The sequence below is a fragment of the Arthrobacter sp. Cr_A7 genome (genome assembly GCF_029222765.1).
GTDB lineage: Bacteria > Actinomycetota > Actinomycetes > Actinomycetales > Micrococcaceae > Arthrobacter.
The window spans coordinates 1-12,750 of the sequence record NZ_JARHXQ010000125.1; the positions used below are offsets into that span (position 1 = coordinate 1).

Annotated in this window: 12 protein-coding genes; 4 read left to right on the forward strand and 8 right to left on the reverse strand. The window is 64.3% G+C overall.

The window, feature by feature from the left end; all coding sequences use genetic code 11:
• From P2Q66_RS07590 to dinB, 7 genes are all read right to left on the reverse strand, one after another.
• On the reverse strand, nucleotides 1–434 hold a 434-nt coding region (locus tag P2Q66_RS07590; protein ID WP_275726905.1), incomplete at its 3' end, for a Mur ligase domain-containing protein.
• An 84-nt stretch (nucleotides 435–518) separates the two neighbouring features.
• Nucleotides 519–2,312 (reverse strand): penicillin-binding protein 2, encoded by a 1,794-nt coding sequence (locus P2Q66_RS07595; RefSeq protein WP_275726907.1) that lies wholly within the window; start codon nucleotides 2,310–2,312, stop codon nucleotides 519–521.
• 47 nt (nucleotides 2,313–2,359) lie between these two features.
• Nucleotides 2,360–3,079, reverse strand: a complete 720-nt coding sequence (locus tag P2Q66_RS07600) for a hypothetical protein (RefSeq protein WP_079597174.1) — start codon at nucleotides 3,077–3,079, stop codon at nucleotides 2,360–2,362.
• Entirely contained in the window at nucleotides 3,076–4,068 is a 993-nt protein-coding gene (rsmH, locus tag P2Q66_RS07605) for a 16S rRNA (cytosine(1402)-N(4))-methyltransferase RsmH (RefSeq protein ID WP_275726909.1), read from the reverse strand. Before rsmH ends, P2Q66_RS07600 begins: the two co-directional genes overlap by 4 nt.
• A gap of 169 nt (nucleotides 4,069–4,237) precedes the next feature.
• Nucleotides 4,238–4,666, reverse strand: coding sequence for a division/cell wall cluster transcriptional repressor MraZ (gene mraZ, locus P2Q66_RS07610; RefSeq protein ID WP_102977276.1), 429 nt, complete (start codon nucleotides 4,664–4,666; stop codon nucleotides 4,238–4,240).
• A 378-nt stretch (nucleotides 4,667–5,044) separates the two neighbouring features.
• On the reverse strand, nucleotides 5,045–5,419 hold the full coding sequence (locus tag P2Q66_RS07615; protein WP_079597177.1) for a DUF3040 domain-containing protein: 375 nt from the start codon (nucleotides 5,417–5,419) through the stop codon (nucleotides 5,045–5,047).
• A gap of 273 nt (nucleotides 5,420–5,692) precedes the next feature.
• Nucleotides 5,693–6,853: a DNA polymerase IV gene (gene dinB / locus P2Q66_RS07620; protein WP_104443636.1), complete on the reverse strand. Its 1,161-nt coding sequence runs from the start codon at nucleotides 6,851–6,853 to the stop codon at nucleotides 5,693–5,695.
• 140 nt (nucleotides 6,854–6,993) lie between these two features.
• Between dinB and P2Q66_RS07625 the strand changes: the two genes are divergently transcribed.
• Nucleotides 6,994–7,521, forward strand: coding sequence for a hypothetical protein (locus tag P2Q66_RS07625; RefSeq protein ID WP_275726914.1), 528 nt, complete (start codon nucleotides 6,994–6,996; stop codon nucleotides 7,519–7,521).
• On the forward strand, nucleotides 7,518–8,612 hold the full coding sequence (locus P2Q66_RS07630) for a polyprenyl synthetase family protein (RefSeq protein WP_079597180.1): 1,095 nt from the start codon (nucleotides 7,518–7,520) through the stop codon (nucleotides 8,610–8,612). Before P2Q66_RS07625 ends, P2Q66_RS07630 begins: the two co-directional genes overlap by 4 nt.
• Nucleotides 8,613–8,618: 6 nt before the next feature.
• On the opposite strand, the gene P2Q66_RS07635 is transcribed toward P2Q66_RS07630, so the two are convergent.
• On the reverse strand, nucleotides 8,619–8,951 hold the full coding sequence (locus P2Q66_RS07635) for an Rv2175c family DNA-binding protein (RefSeq protein WP_079597181.1): 333 nt from the start codon (nucleotides 8,949–8,951) through the stop codon (nucleotides 8,619–8,621).
• Nucleotides 8,952–9,217: 266 nt separating this feature from the next.
• Between P2Q66_RS07635 and P2Q66_RS07640 the strand changes: the two genes are divergently transcribed.
• Together P2Q66_RS07640 and pknB are read left to right on the forward strand one after the other, a co-directional pair.
• A complete protein-coding gene (locus tag P2Q66_RS07640) occupies nucleotides 9,218–10,588 on the forward strand; it encodes a lytic transglycosylase domain-containing protein (RefSeq protein WP_275726916.1) in 1,371 nt (456 codons plus the stop codon).
• A 100-nt stretch (nucleotides 10,589–10,688) separates the two neighbouring features.
• Nucleotides 10,689–12,750 (forward strand): Stk1 family PASTA domain-containing Ser/Thr kinase (gene pknB, locus P2Q66_RS07645; RefSeq protein ID WP_275726917.1); only part of this gene is annotated, 2,062 nt, incomplete at its 3' end.

The window sequence follows — 12,750 nt, forward strand, 5'->3', positions numbered from 1 at the left end:
CCGGTGACCCCAAACATTTGGAGTGCACCGGCACCGCTGCCGTAGACCATGGCAGACAGCGGACCCACCACGTTCCGCGGAGATTCCACAACGAGCACCGGCACGGAGGTGTCGGCCGACAATGCCAGCAGGCGGGCGCCGGCGTCGTCCGTCAAAACCGCAACTGCGCCGGCCCCGATCGCCTGCGCAGCAAAATCGGCGCCGTGCCGGACGGCGCCCGGAAGGGCGACATACAGATCCCCGGGCTCCACCGCGCGGGAATTCAAGGAGACCCCGGTGACCAACGCGTCCGCAGCCGCCCCGGGGACAGCGACGCCGATTGCGTCGCCAATGCTGTCCAGGCGGACCGCTTTGACGGCAGAGGGCCTGAACCGGACCTTGCTGGCAGGAGCCGCGGGCGCGGTAGTGCTCTCGGACGCGTTGAATTCTGACAAGGGATCTCCGATGGTGCTAGTGAATCGTGCCCGGCATGGATAAGCGGTAACAGCAGTAGCTGTTACGCCGTTGGTGCCGGGGTGTTACTTGGCGAACTGGGGCAGCCTGGCCGGTTCGCCGGTGGACGGCTGGACGTTGTAGGTCCGCAGTGCCTGGCTCATGACCGACCGGAAGACCGGCCCCTGGGTAATCCCGTAGATGCTGCCCTTGGGCCGCTGGAGTACCACCTCCACAATAAACCGCGGATCATCCATCGGTGCCATGCCCACGATGGAGGCGGTGTACCCGCAGAAGCCTGCGCCGTCGTCGCACGGGGACTCCGAGGTGCCCGTCTTGGCGCCCACCCGGTACCCGTCAATGGCCGCGTCCTTGATCTGGCCTTCGGTGACGGCGCTTTCCAGGACGTCCTGGACCTGTTGGGCGGTGCTGTCCGAAACAACTTGCCGGGACGGTGCGGCCGGAACCTTCTCCTCGGTCCCGTCAGCGGAAATATAGGAATCGATCAGGCGCGGCTGGAGCATCACGCCGTTGTTGGCAATGGACTGGAACGCCCGCACGGTCTGGAGGGTGGACTGTGAGACGCCTTGGCCGAACAGGACCGTGTATTCCTGCCGCCCGTCCCACTGCTCCCAGGGCGTGAGAATGCCGGACGCGGTGGCCGGCAATCCGATGTCAGGGGCCTCGCCGATGCCGAATTTCTTCAGCCAGTCGTAGCGCTGTTCCTTGCTCAGCCGCTGCCCGGCCATCACCGTGCCCGTGTTCATCGAATATCCCAGGATGCCTGCGAGGGTCCGCTCCTCCGTCCCGTGGGCGAACGAGTCGCTGAAGGTCTGGCCGTCCACCGTGTAGGAAGGCCCGAGCGTGAAGGTATCGAGGGGACCTGCTTTGCCCTCTTCGATCAGGGCGGCCACTGTCATCATCTTCTGAACGGAGCCGGGCTCGTAGGCGGCTGTAACGGCACGGACGCCGCGGTCCTTGGCTGCCACGCGGCCGGGGTCGTTGGGGTCCGGTGAGTTGGTGTCTGCCATGGCCACGAGGTCGCCGGTCTTGGCATCCATGACAATGATCACGCCCCACTCGGCACCCAGCTTGTCCGACTGGCTTTGGATGGCCTGCTGCGCAAAGTATTGAAGGTCTGAGTTGATGGTGAGTTTGACGTCCTTGCCGTCCTCCGGCGGGGTCAGCTCGTCCACACCCACGGGAATCCTCAGGCCGTCGGCGCCGATCTCGAACAGCCGTTCGCCGTCCTTGCCCTTTAGGAGTTCGTCCTGTGTTTGTTCGATGCCTGCCTGGCCGGCGGTGCCGTCCTTCAGGAAGCCGATGATGCCCCCGGCTACGGACCCGTTCGGGTAGACACGTTTGCTGACGCCCTCCGTGACGATGCCGGGAATCTGAAGCTTCGAAATCCTGTCCTCAACATCGGGCTTTACATCCTTGGCCACGATGTAATAGCGCGAGTCTCCCGTGACGGCGTCAACGATGGCGTCCTTCTCCATGCCCAGAACCGCTGCCAGCTCCGTGAGCCCCTGGTCGCGGGAAACGTCCACCAGTTTCTCTTTGGCCTCGTCCAGGCGCTTGAACGTTTCCGTCTTGGTGTTGAGCCTCTGGTCCACCACCACGTTGTAGCGGATCACACTGTTGGCCAGGACTGTGCCGCTGGAGTCCAGGATGCTGCCGCGTTCGGCGGGCAGGACTGTCTGGGTCATACGCTTGTCCAGCGCAGCTGCTGCCATTCCTCCGACGTCCAGGCCCTGGACAAGGAACAGCTTTCCGCCCACCACCAGCAGGAGCGTGAGCATAATGCCCAGCCCCAGGCGCAACCGCTTCGTGGCGTTGGGTACCCTGCTGTTTACTGCCTTGCCGGTCCTTTGCGCCACCGTGGAATTCCTTGCTGTTCGACCCTGTTGCCTGCCAGACCTGCCTCTTACTGCCCCGGCACCTTCTGCTGGGGCACGGGAACGGTGCCGCCGTGAAGTTCAGCCGCCGGCACGTCTGCCGGAGGAGCGGCGGGTGCTGCGGCTGCCGGGGTACCGCCGGCAGGAGTGTCAGCGGCGGGAGCTCCAGCCGCCGGCGCTCCAGCAGCAGGGGCTGCGGCGGCTGCGTCCTGCGCAGGCTTGCGGTTTTCGAGCGGTTCGCCCTTACTTGCAGGCGGGACCACGATCAGCTGCCCGGCCACCGCCGGGGCAGGGATGACCGCGCCCTCGGAGCCGCCCTTAACCGCCGGCGTCGCCTTGCCAGTGACGGAAAGGGTGGACAGGTCGATCTGGCCTTTAACCGTCGATGCCACCATTCCCAGGTCCTTGGCCTTCGCGGCCAGGTTCTGCGGCGCCTCGAAGTTCTGGACCTGCTGGGTAAGGTCCTGGTTCTGCTTGGTCAAGGTGCTCTGCCGGGCGCGCAGTTCCACCAGCTGGTACTGCGCGGTGGAGACCGAGATGTTCAAGACGAGCACAGCGATCAGGGCCAGCGCCAGCATGGCGAAGCAGAGGACAACGAAGGGCGCGCGCCGCTTCTGCGGAACGCTGCGTACCACCGAGAGCGGTGTGCGGCTTTTCCGGCCTTCACCTGGTGCACCGGCAGGGAGAGTCCTGCTGGCCGCCGAACTGCCTGCAGCGACGGGAAAGGTCTTGACGGCAGCGGTGCTCATGCAGCTCTCCTGGCTCTGATTCGTTCTGCCGCACGCAGCCTGGCTGACGCTGCGCGCGGGTTTTCGGCGATTTCGACGGCGGTGGGCACCTCGGTGCCTTTGGTCAGCGTTTTGAGTTCCGCCTTATGTTCCTCCAGCTCCACCGGGAAGCCGAGCGGGGCTGAGGACTTCGAACGGGCCTGCAGAACGCTCTTGACGATTTTGTCCTCCAGCGAGTGGTAGGACATCACCACGATGCGGCCGCCGAGTGCCATGGAGTCCACGGCTGCAGGTACTGCCCGTTCCAGCACGTCGAGTTCTTCGTTGACCTCGATCCGCAACGCCTGGAAGGTCCTCTTGGCCGGATGCCCGCCGGACTTGGCTGCTCCGGCCGGTACCACGGATCGGATCTGTTCCACCAGCTCGCCGGTGGTGGTGAAGGGCTTGACGGCCCTGGTGGCGACGATCCTGTTCGCGATGCGTCCGGCGAACTTTTCCTCGCCCCACTTGCGGATGATCCTGACCAGTTCCTCTTCGCTGTAGTTGTTCACCACGTCAGCGGCGGTCTGGCCGCGGCTGGTGTCCATGCGCATGTCAAGGGGCGCATCGAAGGAGTAGGCGAAGCCGCGTCCGCGTTCATCCAGCTGGAGCGAGGAGACACCAAGGTCCATCAGGATTCCGTGGACCTCCGGCACGCCGAGATCGGCGAGGACATCCTCGATTTCGTCGTAGACGGCGTGGACCAGGTGCGTGCGGGCATGAAAGGGCGCCAGACGTTCTCCGGCCAGCGCCAGGGCTTCCTCATCCCGGTCGATGCCGATGAGATGGAGGTCGGGGAATCGCTGGAGCATTGCTTCAGAGTGTCCGCCCATTCCCAGGGTTGCATCGATTGCCACCGGAGTTTCGCCGCGGAGCCTTGCCGCCTCGAATCCGGGGGCCAACAAATTAATGCACCGGTCCCTAAGAACCGGCACATGGCGTTCGGACGTGGGCTTTGGTTGTTCGTTCACGCCTCGTCCTTTCTCGCCGTCGTGGTGTACCGTGCATGCTTCTGGGACCAGATCCCCATCCGCGCCTATCGTCCCGCCCGCCTGGCTCCGGGGAAGTGAGCCAGGTTGGCCAGCCGATGGGCCGGCTGGAGATCTCGTCCAAGAAGCTTCCTGTTGGCCGTTCCGGCATTCAGAGAATGCCCGGAATGGGGTCATCAGTTTCCGAGAAGGCTGTTTCCTTCTCAGCAAGGTATTCCGTCCAAGCCTGGGCATCCCAGATCTCGGCCCGGGATCCTGCACCGATCACGGCCAGCTCCCTGCCGAGGCCTGCGTACTCCCGGAGCGCCGGTGGAATGGTCACGCGCCCCTGCTTGTCAGGTACCTCATCAGAGGCTCCAGAGAGAAAAACGCGGATGTAGTCACGTGCCTGCTTGGAGGATATTGGTGCCTCCCGCATTTGCTCATGGACCCGTGCAAATTCCTTCTCGCTGAAGACGTAGATGCAACGTTCCTGGCCCCTCGTGAGTACCAGCCCGCTGGCAAGCTCCTCGCGGAACTTCGCGGGGAGAATGATCCGTCCCTTTTCATCCAGACGTGGCGAGTGAGTGCCCAGGAACACTGGTCCACCGCCTGTCCGCCGTCAGGAACTGCACATCCCCTAATGTTGCAACCACCCTCTTATGTCCTCCACATTACTCCACTTTCCCCCACAGTCAACGCAAAAGGCTCCTTTCCAGCGGATGACTGTGGGCAGAAATGCCTGAAAAGCCGCGGAATTGCGCTTGTGGTGGGAAGTGGAGGAGTTTGCCATGATTGGGCTCCCCGAAATCCGAATATCGCTACGCAACCGAAATGCGGCATGTTCCCGGAAGGGGTATTGCGGCAGGGCGGGGAGGAAAGTGGAGATTAAATGCGAAAAGACCCGCCGAAGCGGGTCTTTTCGTCGCGCTCCCCCATCAGGGGTGCAAAGTGGAGGGGCGGTAATGCCGCCGGGCCGTTACGGCTCGCCCCGGCGCCTCTCGTCCCAGCGCTCCTCCAGGCTGCTCATGAATGAGCTTCGCTGCTTGCCGGGCTTGCCGTTGCCGCCCTTGGCGCCAGGTTTTGACGCCGCCGAACTGCGCATCGTTGCAAAGTAGACTCCGCCACCCATCACGATGAACCCGAGTACCCCAACGAAGATGTTTTGCAGCGTCACACCAACCAATAACAGGAAGACACCCGCCAAGGCGCAGAGGACACCGATCACCACATGCCGCGTGGACCATGAACGTCCGGGATCGGACCCCATGGAATTCGCGAACTTCGGGTCGTCCTCGTGAAGCTGCTTCTCCAGCTGCTCAAGCAGCTTCTGTTCGTGCTCCGACAGCGGCATCACGACCTCCTTTTGTAGGCCAACGTCCGGGCTGATTCCCAGCCACAACTTCTGCACCGTTAACGACCGTTATGCCTAAGAGGTTCCCGCTTCGCCAGCATTGGCAAAAGCTGAAACCTGGCATGCAGTCGCCGGAGCGGGAGCATGTCCAAGAGGGTCCGGCAGTAAGTCCAGTCACTCGAAACTATGTATCTCTAAGGATAGTTTGTTCAGGGCCGTTCTGAAAGACGGCAATCACGTTCGAAGAAGCCTCCAGGCCTTATGTTTTAGGGCTTACCCGGCGCCGCTTCCGGGTTCCATGAGCCGTGCCGGCAGGACAGACTTATTACCGAATTTGCGCGTGACTTCATCAAGCGCCTGCTCTGCCGCACGCCAGTTGTCGTCGCGCCTGTCGATGCTTAATTGGAGTGAGGTCCGGGCAGCGTCCTCGAGTTGCTCTGCCCTGACCCCTACCAGGCGCACCGGCATGGCACGGGCGCCCACCGAATCCAGCAACTGGAGGACCACCGCATAGATGAGCTGGGCGCTGTCCACCGGAGTCTGGACAGTCCGGCTTCGCGTGATGGTGGAAAAATCGGCAAAGCGCAGCTTCAGGGCAATGGTCCGCGCCACCATTCCCGAACTGCGCAGCCGTGTGGCCGTCCGGTGCGAGAGACGAAGCAATTCCCGGTGCAACAGGGCGTCGTCCGCCGTATCCACGGCGAAGGTCTCTTCAGCCCCGATGCTCTTCTCCAGCCGCACGGGGGTCACCGGACGCGGGTCAATGCCCCAGGAGAGCTGGTGAACGTGCTCTCCGGTAGCGCCAAGCATTTTGCGGAGGGCTGAGACCGGTGTTGCCGCTACGTCCGCCACCGTCCTGATGCCCATCTTCGCCAGGGCCTCTGCCGTTTTCGCGCCGACACCCCAGAGCGCCCCCACCGGCAGGCTGTGAAGGTAAGGCACGGTCTGGTCGGGCCCGATCATGAGCAGGCCGTCGGGCTTGCAGCGGGTGGACGCGATCTTCGCCACGAACTTCGTCTCAGCGATGCCCACAGATGCCGTGATGCCCAGTTCCGAAGCAACCCGCCGGCGGATCAGTTCACCGATTCCCCTGGGCGGACCGAGCCTCCGGATGGCGCCGCTGACGTCCAGGAACGCTTCGTCCACGCTCAGCGGTTCGACGAGTTCGGTGATCGATTCGAAAATGGCCATCAGCTGGCCGGACACCTCGTAATACAGTGAATGGCGCGGTTCGATAATGACGGCCTGGGGGCACATCCGGGTGGCAACCGCCATGGGCATGGCGGATTTGACTCCAAAAGCCCTGGCTTCGTAGGACGCGGACAACACTACGGAACGCTCTGCCGGGAAGCCGACAATCACCGGTTTGCCGTGGAGTTCAGGACGCGTCCGCAGCTCCACTGAAACGAAAAAGGCATCCATGTCTACATGCATGATGCACTTGCGCCGGCGGCCCGGAAGGCGCGCTGCGGCTGGCTGGTTCGTACCGTCGGGCCCCACGGCTGCAATCCTATCCGTTGGTACTGACTAAACTGGAGGCTGAATCCGGCATCAACACCAGGAGGAAAGTCCCTGTGACGGTCTTTGGAAACCTTAAGCCTGCAGGCTTGGCCACTCTCGCTGCCGGTGCAGCCCTGGCCCTGGCTGCCTGCAGCCCCACCCCGTCACAGGCGCCCCAATCCAGCTCTCCGGCTTCCACCCCGGCAACGTCGCAGGCCACCATAACCGCGTCGGCCAGCCCCTCCGCCTCACCCAATACGTCCGCCACTGTCGGTGCCGTGGTGGAAGGCTTCCCCCAGCAGCTGCTGCCCCTCATGCCGGGAGCCACCGTAGTTTCGAGCAGCTTCGACAAAGCATCGGCGCCGGCAACGGCCGCCCTGGTAGCCACCGTGACGGCGCCCACCGCTGCCGTTGTCGATTTCTACACCGCGTCGCTCGAAGCCCAGGGGTTCAAGGCGGTTCCCGGTGAGGCGGTGGGAGCGGTGGCGTCGAAGGACTTCGTGCGGGGCGACAACGAGACAGTCAACCTCTCCGTTGTGGAAGCCGCGGGCGTGGCCACGTTCACCATCGGAGCCAACGTGGCAGCTGAGTCTGCCAAGTGACCGCCGCCGAGCAACTGAGGCACGAACAGGCAGACTTTGTGGCGGCAGTGGCCGGCGAACTGACCGGCTTCCTGACCTCACGGCAGTCCGTGATGTCTGCCATCTCCCCCGACATCGACCCCATCATGGGCTCCATCTCAAACCTCGTGACCGGAGGCAAGCGCCTCCGGGCGCTCATGTGCTACTGGGGCTGGCGCGGGGCCGGCGGCGAGCCCACGGCCACCGAGGTGGTGACTGCCGGTGCCGCCCTCGAGCTGTTCCAGGCGGCAGCCCTGATCCATGACGACATCATTGACCGCTCCGACACCAGGCGCGGAGGACCGAGCGTCCATCGCCGTTTCAGCCAGCTGCACGGTGCACAGGGCTGGGCGCTGGACAGCGAGCGGTTCGGCCAGGCGGCAGCAATCCTCGCCGGCGACCTCTGCCTGTCCTTCAGCGAGGAGGCGTTCACGGACATTGGGGAACGTGCAGCATCCGGCAGCAGGGCGCGGCTGATCTTCAACCTCATGCGGGCCGAGGTCATGGCCGGTCAATACCTGGACATCCTTGAGGAAGTCGCGGGCCCGGTCCGTGACCGGGCGGGCGCCGTCAGCCGCGCCCAGTCGATCATCCGGTTCAAAAGCGCGAAGTACTCCACCGAGCACCCGCTGGCCTTGGGCGGAGCACTGGCGGGCGCTTCGAACGAGCTCCTGCGCGGCTACTCAGCGTTCGCGCTCCCGTTGGGCGAGGCTTTCCAGCTTCGCGACGACGTGCTGGGCGTTTTCGGCGACCCGCTCACCACGGGCAAGCCTGCAGGGGACGATTTGCGCGAAGGCAAGAGGACGGTATTGGTCGCCCTTGCACTGGACCAGGCCTCAGCCCCTGAATCCGCATTTATTGATTCCCGGCTGGGAAGCCCGGACCTTTCGGACGAAGACATCCTTGAGATCCGGCGGATCATTGAGGAGTCCGGCGCCCTGCAGGCCACGGAGGTCCTTATTAACGAATTTGGTTCTGCGGCATATGAAGCCCTGGAGGCCCTTCCGCTCGATGAATTGCCAAAAACCGCCCTGCGGAGGCTGGCTGAAGCCACCGTCAGCCGAGCCTCCTAGAAGCGGCTACCAGGCCAGGGTCTGCGCCCGGCGCCGGATCTCGGTTTTGCGGCCCTCGCGCAGCGCGTCGATGGGGCGGCCGCGCAAGGATTCGTCTGCCGTAAACAGCCAGACGATAAGGTCCTCATCCGAATACCCTGCGTCCGACAGCACCACGATGGTGCCCTTAAGGCTGTCCACTACCTGGCCATCCTGAATGAATTCCGCGGGAACGGACCTGATGTTCCGCTCCCCTACCCGCAATGCCGCCAGGGCCCGTTCATCCAAAAGGCTATGAACCTTGGTGATGGAAACATCCAGGAGGCGGGCGACGTCGGGCAGGGGCAACCACTCGCCCACGAGGTTTTCTACTTTATTACTCACGGATCAAGGTTGCCATGGGGTGCGCCCCGCCGCCTAGTCGATGCAATCACTGTGCGCAGTTGACCTGCAAACACTCCGTAAATCTTTCTTTGCCGGGAATCCCGGAATTCTTGTGCTAATCCCGAATTCGTGAGAGATTCACATTGTTCACGCTCGTAACAGCAATAACTTGAGTAACAGTAGTATCAGGAATGTCAGCGGCATCCCCGTCCGCGCCCGCAGTTGAGAAGAGGATTCTTTCCATGACGATGTCCCGCTCGCCCAAGCAGCCCCCCAGGCCGAGTCTGCCGGTGCTTGCCGCCACAACCGCCGCGCTGCCGGCGGTCGTGTTGTCATCCTTGGCCCTCGCCCAGCCTGCTGCCGCAGAACAGCCGGCCCGGTCCATTCCTGCAACCCTGGCTGCGGCCATGAAAGCACAGGCTGCACAAGCGGCTCCGGCTGTCATCCCTGCATCGTCGGTCTCCACCACCATTCCTGCTGCCTTTAAGCCTGCCCAGCCTTCTGCTCCCGCGGAGTACACCATCGCCCGCGGCGACACCATCAGCGGCATTGCCGGGAAGTTTGGCCTGAAGACCTCCGAAGTCCTCAAGCTGAACAACCTCCAGCCGAACACCCTCATTTATCCAGGGCAGAAGATCAAACTTTCCGGTGCCCCTGCCGCGGCACCCGCAGCCGCACCAGCACCGGCGGCAGCACCTGCGCCTGCCGAGGGTGCAACCTACACCGTGAAGGCCGGCGACACCCTTGGAGCCATCGCGGCGCGGCACAACGTGAGCCTTGCCGATGTATTCAGCTGGAACAACCTCTCCATGCGCTCCATCATTTATCCCGGGCAGAAGATTAAGGTGGGCGGAGGACAGGCAGCGCCCGCTGCGTCACCGGCCCCCGCACCAGCCCCTGCACTGGCCAACACCTCTGCCACCCCCGCACCGGCTACCGGTTCCTACACTGTCAAAGCCGGCGACACACTCTCCGGCATTGCCTCGCGCCACGGGGTCAAGCTCTCCGAGCTGCTCTCCGCCAACCGGATGAGCATGACCACGGTCATCTTCCCGGGCAACAAGCTGGTTATTCCCGGTGGCTCGGGCCAGCCGGCAGCCCCGCAGCCCGCCGCGTCCGTCACTCCGCTTGTGCCGAGTTCATTCCTCGGGTTCAGCTACCCCGCGGCCGTAGTCAGTTCCGCGAACGAGAACAAGGCCCTCCTGAACGCTGCGCCGGTTCCCTCCCGTGCTGAAATGCGGAATATCGTGGCGGACACGGCACGCCGGATGGGAGTGGATCCCTCGCTTGCCCTCGCCTTTGCACACCAGGAGTCCGGTTTCGACCAGCGCGCGGTCTCGCCGGCGAACGCCATCGGCACCATGCAGGTCATCCCGAGCTCGGGACAGTGGGCCTCGGATCTTGTGGGCCGCAAGCTGAACCTGCTGGATCCGTATGACAACGCAACCGCGGGCGTCGCTATCATCCGCCAGCTCCTGGCCACCAGCAAGGACGAGGAAACTGCGATCGCCGGCTACTACCAGGGCCAATACTCGGTGAGCAAGTACGGCATGTACGACGACACCAAGGCCTACGTTGCGGCCATCAAGGCACACCAGAAGAACTTCGGTTAGTCCCTGCGCCCTGGCTGACCGGGGCTGTGGGAACAGTTCAGAACGGGTCCGAGCCGGTTACAGGTTCGGACCCGTTTCGTTGCGGGACTAGGATCGAAGGGTGCAGGAACACGTGTCTGACCCTTTTGTAGGAACGCTGGTGGACAACCGGTACGCCGTCCGCTCCCGGCTGGCACGCGGTGGCATGTCCACTGTCTACCTGGCGGTGGACCAGCGGCTGGAACGGGACGTCGCGCTGAAAGTGCTCCACCCGCACCTCTCCGCCGATGAAACTTTTATCGCCAGGCTGGGGCGCGAAGCGAAAGCCGCTGCACGGCTGTCCCATCCGCACGTCGTGGGCGTCCTGGACCAGGGCAATGACGGCACCACGGCTTACCTGGTCATGGAATACATCAAGGGCCACACCCTCCGTGACGTCATCAACAGCAAAGGTGCCCTGCCGCCGCGTCTGGCACTTGCCCTCATTGACCCCGTTGTCGAGGGCCTTGCCGCGGCCCACGCCGCCGGCTTCATCCACCGGGACGTCAAGCCCGAAAATGTCCTGATTTCGGATGACGGCAGGATCAAGATCGGCGACTTTGGACTGGCGAGGGCGGTCACGACGTCCACGAGCTCCGGAACCCTCATGGGAACGGTCGCCTACGTCTCTCCGGAGCTGGTCCTGGGAAAACCGGCGGACGCCCGGAGCGACGTCTACTCCGTGGGCATCATGCTGTTCGAGATGCTCACCGGACAACAGCCGTTCGACGGCGAGGTCCCCATCCAGGTCGCCTACCAGCATGTGAACGGAACAGTGGGCCCGCCCTCGGCCCTGGTGCCGGGTTTGGCAGGCGAAGTGGACGAGCTGGTGCAATGGTGCACTGCCAACGATCCGGAGAACCGGCCGGTGGACGGAAATGCACTGCTGCACGAGCTGCGCCACATCCGGACCCACCTGACAGACGCCGAGCTGGATCTGCAGCCGCCGGCGGCGCCGGACCCTGCCGGATCCCCTCACCGGACCGAGTTCATCGCGCGGACCAGCAATCCAACAACCATCATGCCCTCGGGCCGGCCGGCCCCGCCGCCCTACGTTCCGCTGCAGGGGCCGGAACCATCGGACCGAAACCCCGGCAACGCAGCCGCCCATGGAAGCCACATCCTCACGCCACCCGGCGAAGACGCCGAAGAGGCCTGGGCTCCCCCGACGCCGTTGCCCAGCAAGCGGGCACAGCGTAAAGCGGAGAAGGAAGAAGAGAAGGCCCGCGCCCGCGCTGCGGCCACCCCGGCCAGGACGCTGCGCGAAGGCAATCCCCGCCGGCGGGGGGTGCTCTGGGTGGTTGTCTTGGTCCTGGCCGCCTTGCTGGCCACGGGAGCAGGATGGTTCTTTGGCATGGGACCGGGGGCCGCTGCCACTATTCCCGAGGTGGCAAACAAGACCGTCGCCCAGGCCCAGCAGGTGCTCAGCGACGCCGGCTTCAGGTCCACCACCAGCGACGTTTTCGACGAGAACGTCCCCACCGGCCTGGTGGTGGGCAGCGAGCCCGGGGCGGGGACGGAGATCCGTAAATTCCAGCCGGTATCCCTGTTCGTCTCGAAGGGACCCCAGCTGTTTCCCCTGCCGCAACTGACCGGCGGGACGCTGGACGAAGCCAAGAACGCACTTAATGCTGCCGGCATGGCACTGGGCACGGTCACGGAAGAGTTCAACGAGGAGGCGCCGGCCGGCGTCGTCCTCTCCCAGGACCCGGCGTCCGGCACGCCCGCCCGGCGCGGGACTCCGGTGGGCATGGCGGTCTCCAAGGGACCTGAGCCCATTCCCGTCCCCTCGGTGGTGGGCCAGGACGAGAAGGATGCCGAAGACGCCATCGAGGCGGCCGGCCTGCGCGCCGAGGTGGCACGCGAAGAGGTGTTCGACAGGAACATTCCCGAGGGCGCGGTTGTCAGCCAGTCACCGGCCAGCGGCACGCTGACCCGTGGCGGCACGGTCACCCTGACCATCTCGAAGGGCCCGAGGATGGTGGAAGTGCCCAGCTACATCGGCCGGCAGGCCACCGAAGCCCGTCGGGCACTGGAGGCCCTGGGCTTCCAGGTGCGGGTCAACGATGTGCTGGGCGGGTTCTTTGGAACCGTCCGCGACCAGGATCCGGTGGATACCGAGGTTCCCGAAGGTTCCGTGATCA

Bases quoted from the DNA above. Each gene is read 5' to 3' on its own strand.
- P2Q66_RS07600 (WP_079597174.1), bottom strand. From the start codon at position 3,079: ATGAGCACCGCTGCCGTCAAGACCTTTCCCGTCGCTGCAGGCAGTTCG.
- P2Q66_RS07615 (WP_079597177.1), bottom strand. From the start codon at position 5,419: ATGCCGCTGTCGGAGCACGAACAGAAGCTGCTTGAGCAGCTGGAGAAG.
- dinB (WP_104443636.1), bottom strand. From the start codon at position 6,853: ATGCATGTAGACATGGATGCCTTTTTCGTTTCAGTGGAGCTGCGGACG.
- P2Q66_RS07640 (WP_275726916.1), top strand. From the start codon at position 9,218: ATGACGATGTCCCGCTCGCCCAAGCAGCCCCCCAGGCCGAGTCTGCCG.